14 protein-coding genes are annotated in these 18112 nt (G+C 71.2%); 6 read left to right on the top strand and 8 right to left on the bottom strand.

Translation table 11 applies throughout. The features are described 5' to 3' along the window. Positions 1 to 333 precede the first annotated feature (333 nt). From phoH2 to ABT154_RS04395, 4 genes are all read left to right on the top strand, one after another. Positions 334 to 1659 (top strand): RNA 5'-3' helicase PhoH2, encoded by a 1326-nt coding sequence (gene phoH2, locus ABT154_RS04410; protein ID WP_351852651.1) that lies wholly within the window; start codon positions 334 to 336, stop codon positions 1657 to 1659. 374 nt (positions 1660 to 2033) lie between these two features. Further along, positions 2034 to 2735 (top strand): aggregation-promoting factor C-terminal-like domain-containing protein, encoded by a 702-nt coding sequence (locus ABT154_RS04405; protein WP_502969439.1) that lies wholly within the window; start codon positions 2034 to 2036, stop codon positions 2733 to 2735. 130 nt (positions 2736 to 2865) lie between these two features. Beyond that, on the top strand, positions 2866 to 4371 hold the full coding sequence (locus tag ABT154_RS04400) for an AI-2E family transporter (RefSeq protein WP_351852647.1): 1506 nt from the start codon (positions 2866 to 2868) through the stop codon (positions 4369 to 4371). Further along, a complete protein-coding gene (locus ABT154_RS04395; RefSeq protein WP_351852644.1) occupies positions 4368 to 5042 on the top strand; it encodes a hypothetical protein in 675 nt (224 codons plus the stop codon). The genes ABT154_RS04400 and ABT154_RS04395 overlap by 4 nt, the downstream gene beginning before the upstream one ends. A 51-nt stretch (positions 5043 to 5093) precedes the next feature. Here ABT154_RS04395 and ABT154_RS04390 read toward each other — a convergent pair whose 3' ends face one another. Continuing rightward, positions 5094 to 5630 (bottom strand): alkyl hydroperoxide reductase, encoded by a 537-nt coding sequence (locus tag ABT154_RS04390; protein ID WP_056551626.1) that lies wholly within the window; start codon positions 5628 to 5630, stop codon positions 5094 to 5096. Between the two features lie 6 nt (positions 5631 to 5636). Further along, a complete protein-coding gene (locus ABT154_RS04385) occupies positions 5637 to 6191 on the bottom strand; it encodes a peroxiredoxin (RefSeq protein WP_073809243.1) in 555 nt (184 codons plus the stop codon). Positions 6192 to 6323: 132 nt separating this feature from the next. Between ABT154_RS04385 and ABT154_RS04380 the strand changes: the two genes are divergently transcribed. Further along, positions 6324 to 7298, top strand: coding sequence for a LysR substrate-binding domain-containing protein (locus ABT154_RS04380; RefSeq protein ID WP_351852641.1), 975 nt, complete (start codon positions 6324 to 6326; stop codon positions 7296 to 7298). Between the two features lie 69 nt (positions 7299 to 7367). On the opposite strand, the gene ABT154_RS04375 is transcribed toward ABT154_RS04380, so the two are convergent. From ABT154_RS04375 to ABT154_RS04365, 3 genes are read right to left on the bottom strand one after another with little or no spacing between them, the layout of a single operon-like run. Beyond that, positions 7368 to 9740, bottom strand: a complete 2373-nt coding sequence (locus ABT154_RS04375; protein WP_351852639.1) for an ABC transporter permease — start codon at positions 9738 to 9740, stop codon at positions 7368 to 7370. Continuing rightward, positions 9737 to 10420 carry an ABC transporter ATP-binding protein gene (locus ABT154_RS04370; RefSeq protein WP_351852636.1) on the bottom strand — a complete coding sequence of 228 codons (684 nt, stop codon included), beginning with the start codon at positions 10418 to 10420 and terminating at the stop codon, positions 9737 to 9739. The genes ABT154_RS04375 and ABT154_RS04370 overlap by 4 nt, the downstream gene beginning before the upstream one ends. After that, positions 10417 to 10941 carry a PadR family transcriptional regulator gene (locus tag ABT154_RS04365; RefSeq protein WP_351852634.1) on the bottom strand — a complete coding sequence of 175 codons (525 nt, stop codon included), beginning with the start codon at positions 10939 to 10941 and terminating at the stop codon, positions 10417 to 10419. The genes ABT154_RS04370 and ABT154_RS04365 overlap by 4 nt, the downstream gene beginning before the upstream one ends. 270 nt (positions 10942 to 11211) lie before the next feature. On the opposite strand from ABT154_RS04365, the gene ABT154_RS04360 reads away from it, so the two are divergent. After that, positions 11212 to 13425 carry a transglycosylase domain-containing protein gene (locus ABT154_RS04360; RefSeq protein WP_351852632.1) on the top strand — a complete coding sequence of 738 codons (2214 nt, stop codon included), beginning with the start codon at positions 11212 to 11214 and terminating at the stop codon, positions 13423 to 13425. A 106-nt stretch (positions 13426 to 13531) separates the two neighbouring features. On the opposite strand, the gene ABT154_RS04355 is transcribed toward ABT154_RS04360, so the two are convergent. From ABT154_RS04355 to fomD, 3 genes are all read right to left on the bottom strand, one after another. Beyond that, entirely contained in the window at positions 13532 to 14971 is a 1440-nt protein-coding gene (locus ABT154_RS04355; RefSeq protein WP_351852629.1) for a catalase, read from the bottom strand. A 142-nt stretch (positions 14972 to 15113) separates the two neighbouring features. After that, positions 15114 to 17111, bottom strand: coding sequence for a SpoIIE family protein phosphatase (locus ABT154_RS04350; RefSeq protein ID WP_351852626.1), 1998 nt, complete (start codon positions 17109 to 17111; stop codon positions 15114 to 15116). A gap of 311 nt (positions 17112 to 17422) precedes the next feature. After that, a complete protein-coding gene (gene fomD, locus ABT154_RS04345) occupies positions 17423 to 18088 on the bottom strand; it encodes a cytidylyl-2-hydroxypropylphosphonate hydrolase (RefSeq protein ID WP_351852623.1) in 666 nt (221 codons plus the stop codon). Positions 18089 to 18112 lie beyond the last annotated feature (24 nt).

The raw sequence follows: 18112 nt of genomic DNA, 5'->3' as shown, positions 1-18112 counted from the left end.
ATCCCCGGGCACTTCGGGACCCCTCCCGGCCCTCTCCCGGCCCACTCCCGGGATCCAGTCGGAACCGATCACCTCGTGTTCACGAACACGTCGTCATATGCCCTGGCATGGCCGACCCTGTTCGAGGGCATACCCCTGGTGAAGTGAGCGGCACGGAGACCGCCACCCGGGAGGCCCCTTGCACCAGGACGACCGTGCGGGACACGTACGGGAGAAGCGGAGGGCCGTGGTTCGGCCCGCGCACGGCGGCCCGCACCCGGTCCCATTCCGCAGCGACACCGGTTCCGTCGCACCCCGACCTCACAGGGGTCTTCCGAGGGGGTCTGTCCTTCCGTGGTGACCAGCACGAAGCGCCGCCTTTCCGACCGGCGCACCTATGTTCTCGACACCAGCGTCCTGCTGGCCGACCCCAACGCCATGTCACGGTTCGAGGAGCACGAGGTCGTGCTCCCGATCGTGGTCGTGACGGAGCTGGAGGCCAAGCGGCACCATCCCGAGCTCGGCTACTTCGCCCGGCAGGCCCTGCGCCTCCTGGACGACTTCCGGGTCCGGTACGGGCGCCTGGACGCCCCGCTCCCCATCGGGGACCTGGGCGGCACCCTGCGTGTCGAACTCAACCATTCCGACCCCGGCGTCCTGCCCGCCGGCTACAGGTTGGGGGACAACGACTCACGGATCCTCGCGGTCGCGCGGAACCTCCAGGCCGAGGGGTACGACGTCACGGTCGTCTCCAAGGACCTGCCGCTGCGCATCAAGGCCTCCTCGGTCGGTCTCCTCGCCGAGGAGTACCGGGCCGAGCTGGCCATCACGGAAGCCAACGGCTGGACCGGGATGACCGACCTGGCGCTCTCCGGGGAGCAGGTGGACCTGCTCTTCGACCAGGAGTCGCTCTATGTGCCGGAGGCGGCCGGGCTCCCGGTCCACACCGGTCTGGTGCTCCAGTCCGAGCGCGGCAAGGCGCTCGGCCGGGTCACCGCCGAGGGGAACGTACGGCTGGTCCGCGGCGACCGGGAGGCCTTCGGGCTCCGGGGCCGCAGCGCCGAGCAGCGGATCGCGCTCGATCTGCTCCTCGACCCGGACGTCGGCATCATCTCGATGGGCGGCCGGGCCGGCACCGGCAAGTCCGCGCTGGCGCTCTGCGCGGGCCTGGAGGCGGTCCTGGAGCGCCGTCAGCACCAGAAGGTGATGGTCTTCCGTCCGCTGTACGCGGTCGGCGGCCAGGAGCTCGGGTACCTGCCGGGCAGCGAGTCCGAGAAGATGAGCCCGTGGGCGCAGGCGGTCTTCGACACGCTGTCCTCGGTGGCGAGCCGTGAGGTGATCGAGGAGGTGCTCGGCCGCGGGATGCTGGAGGTCCTGCCGCTGACCCACATCCGCGGGCGTTCGCTGCACGACGCGTTCGTCATCGTGGACGAGGCCCAGTCCCTGGAGCGGAACGTCCTGTTGACCGTTCTGTCCCGTATCGGGGCGAATTCACGGGTCGTCCTGACCCATGACGTCGCCCAGCGGGACAACCTCCGGGTCGGCCGGTACGACGGAGTCGTCGCCGTGATCGAGAAACTGAAGGGGCATCCGCTCTTCGCGCACGTCACGCTCACCCGTTCCGAGCGCTCCCAGATCGCCGCGCTCGTGACGGAGATGCTGGAGGACGGTCAGATCTGACCCTTTCGTACCCTTCTGTATGTGTACGGAAGTTGGCGCCGCCCGGCGAAGCCGATGAGCTTAGCCGGGCGGCGTCGCGCTGTCCGCCGAATCTTCCAAAACAGCTGCCCCAGTCGAGGTGTGAGCTTTCACACGCAGGATGGAATTGCCTTGCGGTGTGGCGGTCCGGCAAAGTCTTGCTTCCGTCAGGCCCCGCATACGGCACCCGTGCACCTTCAGGCGCACCAGCAACACACAACTCAACAACCGTCCGCCGTATGCCGCCCACAGCACCACGGGCCCGTGTCTCCTGTGACCCCTTATCGGAGACCAGCGCCAGGGGCACGATTTCGCCCGCGTGGTCACCTGTGCGGGCGATGCTGGAAGGAAACCGTGTGAGCCGGATCTCGGTCCGGGGATTCGCGGTGGCTTCGGCCACTGCGGTCACCACCGTCGGCGCCGTCGTGGGCGTTGCGTCGGGTAACGCCGTTCAGCCCTCGGACGACAACTTCGAGGCCACCGCGGCCGACACCACGCTGCTCGCGGACATTCCCGCGGGCGAGCAGGCCCAGGTACAGGTCTCGTCCCTCGCGGAGCAGGCCGATGTCCAGGCCGCCGCCGCGGACACCGCCGCGAAGAAGTCCGCCGAGGAATCGGCCCGTCTTCGCGCGGCGAAGGACGCCGAGGCGAAGAAGGAGGCGGCCGACAAGGCGGCCAAGGCCGAGAAGGAGCGCAAGGAGGCCGAGGAGCGCGCGAGCCGCGACTCCGTGCGCGACGCCTCGTCCTTCTCCGCACAGGGCTCCTACACGGTCGCCGAAGTCAAGGCGATCGCCCGCCAGATGGTCCCGGCCTCGCAGTTCCAGTGCTTCAGCAACATCGTGAACCACGAGTCGACCTGGAACTACCTCGCGGTCAACCGGTCCTCGGGCGCCTACGGACTCGTGCAGGCCCTCCCGGGCAGCAAGATGTCGACGGCGGGCGCCGACTGGCAGACCAACCCGGCCACCCAGATCAAGTGGGGCCTCAACTACATGGACTCCAAGTACGGCAGCCCCTGCGGCGCCTGGAGGTTCTGGCAGGCCAACCGCTGGTACTAGTACCGGCCGTGCTCAACCTTCGGAAGCCCCTCGCCGTCCTACGGTGAGGGGCTTCTTGCGTGTACTTTCGGAGGTCCACGGCCTCCGGGGAAGCCGTCGGAACGGAGTCGGCGGGGGGATGAGGAAAGAGATGTCGAGAGTGCCAGGGTGGCTGGGACGGCTGGGCGAGAGCCTGAGCCGCATGGGCGAACGACTCGACGAGCGCAGGGCCGAGGCGGAACGGGACGACCCGCTCGGCCCGCCGTATCCGGCCCCGTCGTACGACACTCCGTACGACACCCCCTCACCCGGGGGCGGTCGCGACCGCCCCCGGAACGGCCGTACGCGACCGGTCGACGGAACCGCCCGGAGCACCGTCGCCGACGGCCCCGACATGGACCCGGACACCGCCGCCCCCCTCCCGGAGGCGACGGCCGTCGCGACCGCCGAGTCGGGTCGCTCCGTCCCCGCGCCCCCCTCGTACGCGCCGGCGGTCGCCGCCCGGCCCGACCCCGTCGCCGCCATCCCCTGGGGCATGCGGGTGGCCGCGGAGGCGAGCTGGCGCCTCCTCGTCTTCGCCGGCACGGTCTGGGTGCTGATGAAGGTGATCAGCTCCGTGCAGCTGGTCGTCCTCGCCTTCGTCGCCGCCCTCCTCGTCACCGCCCTGCTCCAGCCCACCGTGGCGATGCTGCGGAGGAAGGGCCTGCCGCGCGGGCTCGCCACCGCCATCACCGCCGTCTCCGGCTTCGTCGTGATGGGGCTGGTCGGCTGGTTCGTGGTCTGGCAGGTGATGGACAACATCGACAACCTGACCGACCAGGTCAGGGACGGCATCGAGGAGCTCAAGCGCTGGCTCCTCGACAGCCCGTTCCATGTGACCGAGCGGCAGATCAACGACATCGCCAAGAACCTCAGCGACTCGATCGGCTCCAACGCCGAGCAGATCACCTCCGCCGGACTCCAGGGCGTGACCGTGCTGGTCGAGACGATGACCGGCATGCTGCTCGCGATGTTCTCGACCCTCTTCCTGCTGTACGACGGGAAGAAGGTCTGGGAGTGGACGCTCAAGCTGGTGCCCGCCCAGGCCCGCCCGGGCGTCGCCGGCGCGGGGCCGCGCGCCTGGCGCACCCTCACCGCCTATGTGCGCGGCACGGTGCTCGTCGCCCTCATCGACGCCGTGTTCATCGGCCTCGGGCTCTGGTTCCTCGATGTGCCGATGGCCGTGCCGCTCGCCGTCTTCATCTTCCTCTTCGCGTTCATCCCACTGGTCGGCGCCGTCGTCTCCGGCGCCCTCGCGGTGGTCGTCGCCCTGGTCACCAACGGGCCGTTCACGGCCCTGATGGTGGTCGTCGTCGTCCTCGCCGTCCAGCAGATCGAGGGGCACGTCCTCCAGCCGTTCATCCTGGGCCGCGCGGTACGGGTCCACCCGCTGGCCGTCGTCCTCGCGGTCGCGGCCGGCGGTCTGACCGCCGGCATCGGGGGCGCCGTGGTCGCGGTCCCGCTGGTCGCCGTCGCCAACACGGTGGTCGGCTATCTGCGCGCGTACAGCACGGAACAGGCGCTGCGCAGCACGCCGGAGCCGCGCGGGGCGACCGCCTTCGAGGTGGCGCCGACGCCCGCCCCGGGCATGCTCGCGACCAAGGGGGAGACCGAGTGATCTCGGAACCGGAGCTCGACGGGGGGACCGGTTACGAGGTCTACGAGGTGGTGGCGGAGGAGCGGGCGCCCCGCCCGCCCCGCGCCCGCCCCCCGTGGCTGTGGGCGCTCGGCGGAGCGGTGCTGGCCTCGGCGGTCTGGGGCGGCGGGCTCTACGCGTACGGGCAGCGGACGGAGCCGGGGCCGGACATGCGCGGGTACCGGCAGGTGGAGAGCCTCTGCGGTACGGCGAAGCTGAAGGCGCTCTCCGGCATCCTGGGCGAGCGGGGCGAGGACGGTGTCGGGCCCGAGATGGACGACCCCGCCGTGCACCGGTCGTCCTGCTCGATGACCTTCGGGTCCCCGGACAACGGATACAGCCTGACCGTCATGTACACGCTGCACAAGGTGACCGATCCGGGCCCGGAGTTCGCGGCGCGGGCCAAGTACATGGACCTCACCAAGGCGATCGACGGCATCGGGGAACAGGCCTTCTTCGAGGATCGCGACGGAGACGGCGGGGAGTTCAGCGTGCTCGACGGCCAGATCGAGATCTCGATGTCGCTGTACCGGCAGTACACCAATACCCCGGACGGGTCGCTGATCCTGCCCAAGGCGCCGATCGACCTCTCCGGGATCGAGGTCCCCATGTCGCAGGACGTGCTGAGCCTGATGGCGGCGCTCAGGACATGACGGAAGGGCCCCGGGGCTCGATGCCCCGGGGCCCTTCTCGTACGGCTCCGCCTACTCGGCGGCGAGCACCGCTTCGGCGTCGAGCGTGACGCCGACCGCCTGGATCACCGCGGCGATCTTCACGGCCTCCTGGATCGTGGCACGGTCGACACCGGCCTGGCGCAGGACCTGCTCGTGCGAGTCCAGGCACTGGCCGCAGCCGTTGATCGCGGAGACGGCCAGCGACCACAGCTCGAAGTCGACCTTCTCGACGCCCGGGTTGCCGATGACGTTCATCCGCAGACCGGCGCGCAGCGTCCCGTACTCGGGGTCCGACAGCAGGTGCCGGGTCCGGTAGAAGACGTTGTTCATCGCCATGATCGCGGCGGCGGACTTGGCCGCCTGGTACGCCTCGGGCTTCAGGTTCGCCTGGGCCTCGGGCTCCAGCTCCCGGAGCACCTTCGGTGAGCGCGAGGCGATCGCGCAGGCCAGGACGGTGCCCCAGAGCTGCTGCTGCGGCAGCTCGCTGTTGCCGATGACCGAACCGAGGTTCAGCTTCAGGTCCTTGGCGAAGTCCGGTATGGCGGACTTGAGTTCGTCGAGAGCCATGTCAGATCACTCGCCCGACAGGAGGGCGGCGGCGTCGAGGGTGCCCTCGCCCTTGTTCCAGTTGCACGGGCACAGCTCGTCGGTCTGCAGGGCGTCGAGGACCCGCAGGACCTCCTTGGGGTTACGGCCGACGGAGCCGGCGGTCACCATGGTGAACTGGATCTCGTTGTTCGGGTCCACGATGAAGACGGCACGCTGGGCGAAGCCGTCCTCGCCCCGGACGCCGCAGTCGCTCATGAGCTCGTGCTTCGAGTCGGCGAGCATCGGGAAGGGCAGGTCACGCAGGTCGGCGTGGTCCTTGCGCCAGGCGTGGTGCACGAACTCGGAGTCGCCGGAGACGCCGAGGATCTGGGCGTCGCGGTCCGCGAACTCGTCGTTCAGCTTGCCGAACGCGGCGATCTCGGTGGGGCAGACGAAGGTGAAGTCCTTCGGCCAGAAGAACACCACGCGCCACTTGCCCTCGTAGGCCTTGTGGTCGATCTGCTCGAACTCCTTGCCGCTCTCCAGCGACACGCAGGCGGTCAGGTCGTAGGCGGGGAACTTGTCACCGACAGTGAGCACGCGCTCTCCTTGCAGGCAGGAAGGGTCCCTTTTGGGGTCTTCCGTGGGGGTTGGACGACTCACAGCATGGCACGGAGTGCATTGATCAGTGAAATAGCTAGAGTGGTTCGTGTTGATCGAAGGTGGTTATCAGTGGCATCCCCGTACAGCCCCCCGCACAGCCCGTACCGAGGCAAACAGCCGAGCCTCTCCCAGCTCAGGGCCTTCGTCGCGGTCGCCGAGCATCTGCACTTCCGCGACGCGGCGGCGGCCATCGGCATGAGCCAGCCCGCGCTCTCGGGCGCGGTTTCGGCACTCGAAGAGGCACTCGGTGTCCAGCTCCTCGAGCGTACGACCCGGAAAGTGCTGCTCTCGCCCGCGGGGGAGCGGCTCGCGATGCGCACACGGGTGGTCCTCGACGCCGTCGCGGAGCTGATGGAGGAGGCGGAGGCCGCCCAGGCGCCCTTCACCGGGGTGCTGCGGCTCGGGGTGATCCCGACGGTCGCGCCCTATCTGCTGCCGACCGTCCTGCGCCTGGTCCACCGGCGCTACCCGGACCTCGACCTCCAGGTCCACGAGGAGCAGACCTCCTCGCTCCTGGAGGGCCTGACCGCCGGGCGGCTCGACCTGCTGCTGCTCGCCGTACCGCTGGGCGTGCCCGGTGTCACCGAACTCCCCCTCTTCGACGAGGACTTCGTCCTGGTCACCCCGCAGGGTCATCCGCTCGCGGGCCGTGACGACATCCCCCGCGAGGCCCTCAGGGAGCTGCGGCTGCTCCTCCTCGACGAGGGGCACTGCCTGCGCGACCAGGCCCTCGACATCTGCCGGGAGGCGGGCCGCGGCGACGGCGCGGAGGTCACCACCACCGCCGCCGGGCTCGCCACCCTGGTCCAGCTGGTGGCCGGCGGGCTCGGGGTGACCCTGCTGCCGCGCACCGCGGTGACGGTCGAGACGGCCCGGAACCACGCCCTGTGGACGGGGCTCTTCGCCGATCCGGCGCCCTCGCGGCGGATCGCCCTCGCGATGCGTGCGGGGGCGGCCCGGCACGCCGAGTTCGAGGAACTGGCGGAGGAGCTGCGGGGGGCGATGCAGGGGCTGCCGGTACGCGTGGTGGGCGGCGCTTCCTGACACCCCCCGGTGCCAGGAACCGCCGCCCGTCACGCTGTTCGCGGATCTCTCGTACATCCGCCCGGAGGGTTACTCCGTGCGCAGCCCGTCCGCGCGCATCAGGCGCCACAGGACCGGCATGCTCAGCAGCGTCACGGCCGCGATCAGCCCGAGGCCGATCCCGACGACGGGCAGGAACACCCACCAGTCCTGGACCTGCTGCCCGCCCGTCTTCAGCAGGACGATCCCGAGGCCGATCCCGCCCGCCACGGCGAGGACGAGACCGACGGCGATCGGCACCGCCGTCTGCCACAGCACCGACCAGCTGAGGGTGGAGCGCCGGGTGCCGAAGGCGATCAGCGAGGAGAGCAGCCGCTTGCGGTCCCTGAGCTGCTCCAGGGTCGTGACCAGCAGTGAGGCCGCCACGAGCAGCATCGTCAGGGTGGAGCCGACCAGGATGCCGGTGCGGACGCTGGAGAACGCCGCGTCCCGCTCGGTGTCCTTCACCGGGCGCACCCAGGCCGTCGGGTCGATGGCCGCCGCCGTGTTCCACGCGTGGTCGGAGGCATCGGGGACCGCCGGGTCGAGCCGGATCATGACCTGCGCGTCGGGCTCGTCGAGCCGGGCGGCGTCGATCGCCTTCGGGGTGGCGAGGACGCCGTACTGGTACATGCCCGTGGGGTCCGGGCGGGAGTCGACGACCTTGGCGCCGGCGGGGAGCTGCCACAGCGGCAGCGGGGTGCCCGCCGGGCGCTGCGGGGTGCCCGGGGACGGATGCGGGTCGCGCAGGGCGACCGTGACGCCGGGCCGGGCGGTCCTGGTGACGTAGGAGTCGTCCGGGTTGCCCTGCTTGCCGTGCGAGAGGAGCACGAAGACGTCGCCGTCCGTGCAGGAGGGCAGCGTGGCGAACTCCCTGAGCGAGACGCAGTCGCCGACCCTGAGAGAGACGGCGGGGGCGAACTCCTCGCCGTTCTTCAGCGGTCCGGGCCGGTACACCCGTGACTCGATGACGCCGACGGCGCCGGCGACCCCCTCGGTCCGCTCGAAGCGGTCGAACATCCCGCGGGCCTCGGCGGCGTCCGCCGCGTCGGCGCCGAAGATGATCTGGGCGCGGGTCGAGTCCTCGCCGGTGGCCATCGTGAAGTCGTTCTCCATCGCCTGGAAGAGCATCTGGAGCGCGATCGCGCCGGTCGCGGCGACGACGATGCCGCTGACCGCGCGGGCCGCCGTACCGCTGCTCAGCTGGAGCCTGCGGACGGCGAGCTGCCAGGCCACCGGACCGGCGTGCAGCCGCTTCACCCCGGCCTCGACGAGCCAGGGCAGGAGCGTGGTGAGGCCGATCAGGGCCAGTGCGGTCCCGGCCGCGACGGTCACGGTGTCGATGCTGGTGTCGGCCACGTGGATGTCGCCGATGAGCGGCACCAGCAGGGCGACGCCCGCCGCGAGGAGCAGCAGCCGCCACCACAGCCGGCGGCGGCGCGGCACCGAGGTCCGGACGACTCCGAGCGGCTCGATCGCCACCCCGCGCAGCGCGAAGAGGGTGACCACGACCGAGGCGACCGGGACCGAGAGAAGGGCGAGCGCGGCGAGCGGGGCCATCGGCACGACGTCGGAGGGGAAGGCGTTGACGTCCCAGATCGTGAAGACCCCGGCGAACTGCCGGGCCACCGCGAAGAGTCCGAGGCCCACGAGGAGGCCGAGCAGCGCGCCCGCGAGGGATTCGCCGGCCGCGATCCGCCGGGTCATGGCGGTGTCGGCGCCGACCAGCCGGAGCGCGGCGAGCCGCCGGTCGCGCTGCTCGCCGCCGAAGCGGACGGCGGTCGCGATGAAGACGAGCACCGGGAGGAGCAGGACGACGCAGGCGACGACGACGAGAAGGACGAGGAAGGCGTTCATCGGTTCCTCGGGCACCGACCAGCCGTAGCGGACGCCGCGTCCGTCGAGGTTGGTGTCGTCGAGGAAGCCGACATGGGCCACGTACCGGAGGTCGGCCGGGCCGATGAGTCCCTCCTGCCCGATCGTCCCGGTCACCTTGTAGGGGAGCCGCTCCTTGAGGAGGGCGCCCTCGGGGGAGTCGAGCAGGTCGCGGAGCGCGGGGGACACCAGCATCTCGCCGAGCCCGGGGAACGCGGTGGCACCCGGCGGGACCGGGGGCGCGTCGCCCTCGGGGCGCAGCAGCAGACCCGAGATGACGTCCTCGCGGTAGACGGTGTTCCGGGTGAGGTGGAGAAAGGAGTCGGGCCGGGGGGAGGTGACCTGTTCGCTGCCGTCGACGGCGCGGACCGACTCCCTCACCTCCCGCTGGAAGAGCATGTTCGGGAAGGAGGCGGCGAGCAGCAGCAGGGCCACGCCGAAGCCGACGCCGGTCGCGGTGAGCAGGGTGCGGAGCAGGCCGGCACGGCCGCCGGTGACCGCGAACCGGGCGCCGAGCCCCAGGTCGCGGGCCCAGGTGCGGAGCGTCATGCCGCCCACTCCGTGTCCCGGACGGACCCGTCCCGTACGACGATCTCGCGGTCGGAGTAGGCGGCGACCCGGGCCTCGTGGGTGACGAGGACGACGGCGGCGCCGGTGTCCCGGGAGGCGTCGGTGAGCAGCCGCATGACCCGCTCGCCGTTGAGGGAGTCGAGGGCGCCGGTCGGTTCGTCGGCGAAGATCACCCGCGGGGCGGTGACGAGGGCGCGGGCGACGGCGACGCGCTGGCCCTGGCCACCGGATATCTCGCCGGGCCGCTTGCCCGCGGTGTCGTCGACCTCGAGGCGGGCCAGCCACTCGACGGCCCTGGCCTCGGCGGCCTTCCGCTTCTCGCCGTTGAGGCGGAGCGGCAGGGCGACGTTCTCGGCGCAGGTCAGCTCGGGGACGAGCTGGCCGAACTGGAAGACGAAGCCGAAGTCGGTACGGCGGAGGGAGCTGCGGGCGCTGTCGGAGAGCGCGGTCAGCTCACGTCCGTCGTAGGTGATGGTGCCGGCGTCGGGGCGCACGATTCCGGCCAGGCAGTGCAGCAGGGTCGACTTGCCGGAGCCGGAGGGCCCCATGACGGCGACGACCTCGCCGGCCCGGAGGGCGAAGGAGGCGCCGGCGAGCGCCGGGGTGGGGCCGTAGGCCTTGTCGAGGCCGGTGGCGGTGAGCAGCGGGGTGCTCGTCATCGGAGGACCTCCTCGGCGAGCGGGTCGAGACGCGCGGCGGTCAGTTCCAGCCAGCGCAGATCCGCTTCCAGATGGAAGAGGGCGTGGTCGCAGATGAGCTGGTCGGCGAGGTCGCCGTCCTTCTTGCGCCGGGTGAGTTCGCGCATCAGACGCAGGTGCTCGGTGCGCTGGGTGTCCAGGAGCTCGGCGGCGCCGCGGCCGGTGAGCAGGGCGAGGACGACCTTGGTGTAGAGCGTGGAGTGGAGGTACGGCTCCGGCTTCTCGGGGGTGGCGAGCCACTGGGCGACATCGGTGATGCCGGCGTCGGTGATGGCGTACCGCTTCCGCTCCGGGCCGCCGCCCGCCTCGATGCCGTCGACGACGACGAGGCCGTTCTTCAGGAGCCTGGACATGGTCGAGTAGACCTGGCCGTAGTGCAGCGGCCGGTCGTGGCCGAACTTCTCGTCGAAGGCGCGCTTGAGGTCGTAGCCGTGGCGCGGGCCGGACTCCAGGAGTCCGAGCAGGGTGTGACCGATGGACATGCGCGTCACTGTACATGGTGTGTATACGCACGATGTATAGCCGGGGCGGAGGGGCGGTCATCAAGCGGAACCGTTCCTTCACGCAACCATCCGGTCATCTCGGACGTCGGTTCCACTGGGCGTGGGTGCTGATTCTCACGTCCGGAAAAGGCGTGATCGGTTGTCCTTTGTCTGCATCGTCAGTGTTAGCTGACTAGCCAGCCGGCCTGGCGCGGACGGGACACGGGGACCGCGGCGCCGGGACACACGACGAGCGGAGCGACGGGACACATGGGCCGACCGGACAAGAGCAAGGCGAAGAAACGCGGTCTGCGCCGCTTCTTCTCCTGGAAGAAGCTCCTGGGCACCTTCTTCGTGTGCTGCCTGCTCGCCATGGGCGCCCTGTACGTCGTCTACCTCATGGTCCCGGTGCCGACGGCCAACGCCGAGGCGACCATGCAGAGCAACATCTACAAGTACGGCAACGGCAAGATCCTCGCCCGCACCGGCAAGATCAACCGTGAGATCGTCGGCCTGGAGAAGATCCCCGAGAAGGTCCAGAAGGCGTTCGTCGCCGCCGAGAACAAGACCTTCTACAAGGACAACGGCGTCGACATCAAGGGCACCACCCGCGCCGCCTGGTCCACGATCACCGGCAAGGGCAAGCAGGGTGGCTCGACCATCACCCAGCAGTACGTCAAGAACTTCTACTTGAGCCAGGACCAGACGGCCACGCGCAAGCTCAAGGAAATGGTCATCGCCATCAAGGTCGACCGGCAGTCGAGCAAGAGCGAGATCCTCGCCGGGTACGTGAACACCAGCTACTACGGCCGCAGCGCCTACGGCATCCAGGCCGCCGCCCGCGCGTACTACGGCGTCGACGCCACCCAGCTCACCACCGCCCAGGGCGCCTACCTAGCCTCGCTGCTCCAGGCGCCCAACCAGTACGACTGGACCTCCGCGAGCGCCACCGGCCGCAAGCTCGTCGAGGAGCGCTGGAACTACGTCCTCGACAACATGGTCGGCGAGGGCTGGCTCAGCGCCTCCGAGCGCGCCGGGATGAAGTTCCCCGTCCCGCAGAAGCCCAAGCCCGCCCCCGGCATGGAGGGCCAGACCGGATACATCGTCGAGGCCGCCAACCAGGAGCTGATGCGCCAGGGCGTCAGCGAGGAGGACATCAAGGCCGGCGGCTGGACGATCACCCTCAACATCGACGAGAAGAAGCAGAAGGACCTCGTCAAGGCGGTCGACAAGGAGCTGGAGGCCAAGCTCGACCGCAAGGGCGACAAGAAGCAGGCCACCGTCCAGGCCGGCGCCACCTCCGTCGACCCGAAGACCGGTGCGGTCGTCGCGATGTACGGCGGCGTCGGCGCCACCGAGCACTGGATGTCGAACGCGACCCGCCGCGACTACCAGCCCGCCTCGACCTTCAAGCCGATCGTCCTCGCCTCCGCCGTCGACAACCACGCGGTCACCCAGGACGGCCGTCAGATCGAGCTGGGCACCGTCTACGACGGCACCAGCAAGCGGCCGGTCGTCGGCAGCCCCATCGCGTTCGCGCCGGAGAACGAGGACAACCGGAGCTACGGCCCCGTCACCGTGCAGAAGGCCACCAACAGCTCGATCAACTCGGTCTTCGCCCAGATGATCGTCGACGTCACCCCGGGCAAGGCCAAGAAGACCGCCCTGGACCTCGGCATGAAGGACGGCGCGGACTTCCCCGAGACCCCGGCCATCTCCCTCGGCACCATGGGTGCCTCCACCATGGACATGGCCGGCGCCTACGCCACGCTCGACAACCACGGCGTGCGGGTCACCCCCACCCTGGTGAAGACCGCCGAACACAAGGACCGCACGATCACCTCCGCCAAGGCGATCGGCGAGCAGGTCATCAGCCGCAAGGCCGCCGACACCGTCACCAGGGCCATGACGGGCGTCGTGCAGAGCGGTTCCGGCACCCGCGCCGCGGGCGACTACGAGGCCGCGGGCAAGACCGGCACCTCCGAGAACAACCGTTCCGCCTGGTTCGTCGGCTACACCCCCGAACTCGTCACCGCCGTCGGTCTCTTCGGCGAGGACGCCAAGGGCAACCAGGTCACCCTCACCGACACGATCAACCCGGGCCGCGCCAACGGTGGCCGTACGCCCGCCGAGATCTGGGGCGCCTACACCACCAGCGCGCTGAACGGCGGCTCCGACGCCTCCTTCGACCTGGACACCGACACCTCGACCCCGATCGAGCCGGGCCCGGATCCCACCGAGACCACCGAGGCGCCCCAGGAGCCCACCGAGGAGCAGACCACCGAGTCCCCGGACCCGACGGACGCGCCGACCACCCCGCCGGCCACCACGCCGCCGACGCCGACGCGGGACCCGGTCACCACGCCGCCGACGTCCACGGGAGAGCCGCCCGTGACCGAGGAGCCGACCGGGCCGCCGACGACCACCCCGCCGGACGGGGGCGTCGACACGGGCAGCGCGACACGCCCGGGCCCGGGGCAGTAGCGGCGCCCACGCCGACACGACAGAAGGCCGGACCTCCTCGCGGGGGTCCGGCCTTCGCCGTACGGGGGTGTCAGGACAGGTCGCACGGCCTCGGCGGGCGTGTGCCTCAGCCGTCGACCTCCTTGGCCACCCGGTCGCCCAGGTCCGTGTCCACGTTCCGCCAGTACCGGACCGCGCGTTCGAGGACGGGGGCGCTCACGCCGTCCTTCAGGTGCCCGGCGATGTTCGACACCAGCCGGTCGCGGGCCGCGTCGTCCAGGACCTCGCGGACCAGGGTGCCCGGCTGCCCCCAGTCGTCGTCCTCCGCGTGGAGCGCGTACGCCTCGCGGACCAGCTCGCCCGCCGCCGCCCAGCTCGCCGGCTCGCCGAAGCGCCCGTAGTCGGCCGCGGGACCGCCGTACGAGTTCGGCGCGTACGGCCGGGCCGCCGTCGAGGCCTCGTACCGCATCGCCCCGTCCTTCGCGTACGAGTGGACGGGCGAGCGCGGCCGGTTCGGCGGCAGCTGCGCGTAGTTCGGACCGATCCGGTACCGGTGGGTGTCCGGGTACGAGAAGAGCCGGCCGAGCAGCATCTTGTCCGGCGAAGGACCGATGCCCGGCACCATGTTCGAGGGCTCGAAGGCGGCCTGCTCGATGTGGACGAAGAAGTCCTCGGGGTTCCTGTCCAGCGTCATCCGCCCGACCTCGATCAGGGGATGGTCGGCGTGCGGCCACACCTTGGTCAGGTCGAAGGGGTTGAAGCGGTAGTCCGCCGCCGCCTCGAACGGCATGACCTGCACCTTGAGCGTCCAGGAGGGGGCGTCGCCCGACTCGATCGACTCGTACAGGTCGCGGCGGTGCACGTCCCCGTCCGTCCCGGCCAGCTCGTCGGCCTCCGCCTGGGTGAGGAACTCGATGCCCTGGTCGGTCGTGAAGTGGTACTTCACCCAGAAGCGCTCACCGGCGCCGTTGATCCACATGTACGTGTGGGAGCCGTAGCCGTTCATGTGCCGGTACGTCTTCGGGACGCCACGGTCGCCCATCAGCCAGGTCACCTGGTGCGCGGACTCCGGGGACAGCGTCCAGAAGTCCCACTGCATGTCGTGGTCGCGCAGACCCGTCACCGGATGGCGCTTCTGCGAGCGGATGAAGTCCTGGAACTTGATGGTGTCCCGGACGAAGAAGACCGGGGTGTTGTTGCCGACCAGGTCGTAGTTGCCCTGGTCGGTGTAGAACTTCAGGGCGAAACCCCGGGGGTCCCGCCAGGTGTCGGGGGAGCCCTGCTCGCCGGCCACCGTCGAGAAACGGGCCAGCATCTCCGTCCGCGCACCCGGCTGGAAGAGTCCCGCCCGGGTGAACTCGCTGACGTCGTTCGTCACCTCGAAGAAGCCGTACGCGCCGGAGCCCTTGGCGTGCACCACGCGCTCGGGCACCCGTTCGCGGTTGAACTGGGCCATCTTCTCGATGAGGTAGTGGTCCTGGAGCAGGATGGGGCCGTCGGGGCCGACGGTGAGCGAGTGCTCGTCGCTCTCGATCGGATTCCCGGCGTTGTTCGTCGTGTAGGTCACGAGCGTCTTCCCGTCGGTGGGGGAACAGGGTCAGGTCGCTGCGTCCACCACAGAAGTCAACTCCGCCGACGGGAGGTCGGCAACCGCTGCCCCGTACGCGCGTACGGGGCAGCGGGTCGGGCACGAGTGCCGGGAACGGCCCTCAGCCGCGGTTCGTGGCCAGCTCGAACCAGACCACCTTGCCGCCCGAGAGCCGCGTCGCACCCCACCGCCGGGCCAGCCGGTTCACCAGGAACAGGCCGCGCCCGCCCTCGTCGGTGTCCCGAGCCCGCCGCTGCCGGGGCAGCTGCGGCGAGTCGTCGCCGACCTCGCAGCGCAGCACGTCCGTCCGCAGCAGCCGCAGGGTCACCGGCCGCTCCGCGTACCGCACCGCGTTCGTCACGACCTCGCTGATCAGCAGCTCGACCGAGTCGGTCAGCTCCTCCAGGTCCCAGCGGGCGAGCGCCCGCCGGGCGAGCCGCCGGGCCCGCCCCGGAGCGGCGTCCTCCGGTTCCAGGAACCAGTACGCCACGTCGCTCGGCGCGATCCCGTCGAACCGGGCCGCGAGCAGCGCGATGTCGTCGTCCCGGTCACCCGGACCCAGCATGTCCAGGACGTCGTCGCAGAGCGCCTCCAGCGGCGGCGAGTGGTCCGGACCCGTCAGCTGCGCGGTCGCCGCGAGACGCTCCCGCAGCTGCTCGATGCCCGTCCACACGTCCCGCAGCCGGGACTCGACCAGCCCGTCCGTGTACAGCAGCAGCGTGGCACCGGCCGGGGCGTCCAGCTCGACCGCCTCGAAATCCACCCCGCCCACCCCGATCGGCGCGCCGGGCGGCACCCGCAGCACCTCGGCACGGCCACCCAGATGGAGCAGTATCGGCGGCGGATGACCCGCGTTGGCGACGGTGATCCGGTGCGAGACCGGGTCGTACACCGCGTACATGCAGGTCGCCATCCGGTCCTGGCCGAGCCGCTGCGCCTGCTCGTCCAGATGGTGCAGGACCTCCTGCGGAGGCAGGTCGAGCCCGGCCAGGGTCTGCGCGGTGGTGCGCAGCTGGCCCATGATCGCCGCCGAGGTCATCGAGTGGCCCATGACGTCGCCGACGACCAGCGCGACCCGGCTGCCCGGCAGCGGGATCGCGTCGTACCAGTCGCCGCCGACCCGGGCCGTCTCGGCCGCAGGGAGGTAGCGCGAAGCGAGCTTGACGCCGGTCGGCTGCGGCAGCGAGTCCGGCAGCATCGTCCGCTGGAGCTCGTCCGCGATGTACGCCTCACGGCCGTAGAGCACGGCCTTGTCGATGCCGAGCGCGGTGTGCGTGGCCAGCTGCGCCGCGACCAGCAGGTCGTTCGGCTCGAAACCGGCCCGCTCGGGACGGCGCAGGAACACGGCGGCGCCGATCACCCGGCGCCGGCCGCGCAGCGGCGCGAGGACCGCCCGCAGCCCGCCGGGCAGCGGATGCTCGGGGCCGAGCAGCTCGGTCAGCGCGGCCTTGGCCGCGGCGGAGTCGCCGAACACCGGCCGCACCCCGCGCAGCACCTCGGCCAGCGCCCCGCCGTTGCGCACCTCGCAGAGTTCGGCCGCGGGGGTCGGATCGGGATCGGGTACGAGGACGAGCTCCTCACCCTCCAGATCGCTTAACCGCAGCCGGTCCGTGCGGCGCAGCCGCAGCACGAACGGCGCCACCGGGCGCTCGTCGCCCACCGGCAGCGGGTCGCGCAGATAGACCAGGATCTCGTCGGAGAAGGTCGGCACGCTCGCCCGGCACAGACCGAGCACGATCTCGTCCAGGTCGATGCCGCGCGCGATGCGCCGGGTGGCCGCCCCGACGAACCGCAGCCGCTCGCCCTCGCGCCGGGCCGCGCCGTCCCCGCCCCTGGAGCCGCCGGGCAGCTGCGGGGACACGGCGACGGCGACCGCACCGGCACCGTTGGGGCCACCGGGGGCAGCAGGTGGCGGCGGCGCGGGTGCCTCCGCCCCGGGGGCCGTGCCCGGGCCCGAGGCCGGTGGGACCGCCGGACCCGCCGGACCCGCCGGACCGCCCGGCTGGGCGGGTACCTCGGAGGGCAGGCCGGCCGGCGCCTCCTGGCGGGGGCGCGCACGTTCCTGCGGCCGGGCAGCCAGGGGCTGCCGGCCTTCGTGGGAGGTGGGATGCTCCGTCACGCGTGGGATTCCGTCCGTCCGGGCCGGTGGTGCGATGCACTCGCTCTTCTCGCCGATGCCGCGCCTTCGGCAGGGATAAACCCCTTGTGTACGGCGGATGTGGAGGCTCCGCGAACCGCGGCGACGGCGGGGGGCGGCACATCCGGGCAGACGTCCGGCACTGCTGTCCCCCTCGTGGATGACTTCTGGTCAGGTCCTGTGCTGTGCTCGGTCTTTGACGTGCTGTCGGGTCGCTCCGACGGGCCGTCCGGTCCGCCTCCGCCACGCGGAGGACGATCCTACGTTTGCACCCCGGGGGCGCATCAAGGGTCTCACGGTGCCGTGTGCGCCGGAGTGCGGTCCCAGTCGGCCGGCAGCTCCGGAACCCGCCATCGCGGATCGGGCCGCCAGTCCTCCCAGCCCTCCCCGAACGGCGCCCCCCACGCCTTGATCCCGTCCACCGCCCGCCGCCCGGCCGTACGCACCCGCTCGGCCTGCTCCGGACTCATCAGACCGGACCGCTGGGCCTGCGCGAACTCGTCCTCGTCCCGCCACAGCCAGCTGCGGTCGGGATAGACGGAGATGTCGAGGAAGTGGTCCTCGGAGTCGACACCGCCGGCCCACCGGGCCCGCGGCTCCTCCAGGTTCACGTACCAGCTGCGGAAGCGCCAGCCGCGCTCCCAGAACAGCCACACCGACCAGGGCTCGCCGGTCCGTGCCAGCTTCAGCACCCCGCTGCCGGCCCAGCGCGCGCGTTCCGTGGTGCGGGCGGCGGTGTAGCGGGTGGCGAGCGGTTCGTCGTGGACGGGGGTGCCGTCGGCGAGCACCGGCCGGACGCACTCCGTGCCGGGCGCCATCCAGACCGCGAGCAGCTCCGGGGTGTCCCGCACGACCGTCACCGGCCGGCAGATGTGCACCGCTCCGGTGCCGTTGCCGCGGTAGCGCCAGAGGATGTGATCCCCAGGCGCCCAGTGCTGAGAGCCGCCCGATCCTGTCATGCGCAGATCTTAGGGGCGCGCTCC

This window comes from Streptomyces sp. NPDC001728 (genome assembly GCF_040297565.1).
Taxonomy (GTDB): Bacteria; Actinomycetota; Actinomycetes; order Streptomycetales; family Streptomycetaceae; genus Streptomyces.
Note: the sequence above shows the minus strand (reverse complement) of the source record. Positions and strands in the feature narration are given on the sequence as shown.

Excerpts from the sequence above, each read along its gene's own strand:
- ABT154_RS04390 (WP_056551626.1), bottom strand. The coding sequence starts at position 5,630 with ATGGCTCTCGACGAACTCAAGTCCGCCATACCGGACTTCGCCAAGGAC.
- ABT154_RS04370 (WP_351852636.1), bottom strand. The coding sequence starts at position 10,420 with ATGACGAGCACCCCGCTGCTCACCGCCACCGGCCTCGACAAGGCCTAC.
- ABT154_RS04375 (WP_351852639.1), bottom strand. The coding sequence starts at position 9,740 with ATGACGCTCCGCACCTGGGCCCGCGACCTGGGGCTCGGCGCCCGGTTC.
- ABT154_RS04360 (WP_351852632.1), top strand. The coding sequence starts at position 11,212 with ATGGGCCGACCGGACAAGAGCAAGGCGAAGAAACGCGGTCTGCGCCGC.
- ABT154_RS04365 (WP_351852634.1), bottom strand. The coding sequence starts at position 10,941 with ATGTCCATCGGTCACACCCTGCTCGGACTCCTGGAGTCCGGCCCGCGC.
- ABT154_RS04400 (WP_351852647.1), top strand. The coding sequence starts at position 2,866 with ATGTCGAGAGTGCCAGGGTGGCTGGGACGGCTGGGCGAGAGCCTGAGC.
- fomD (WP_351852623.1), bottom strand. The coding sequence starts at position 18,088 with ATGACAGGATCGGGCGGCTCTCAGCACTGGGCGCCTGGGGATCACATC.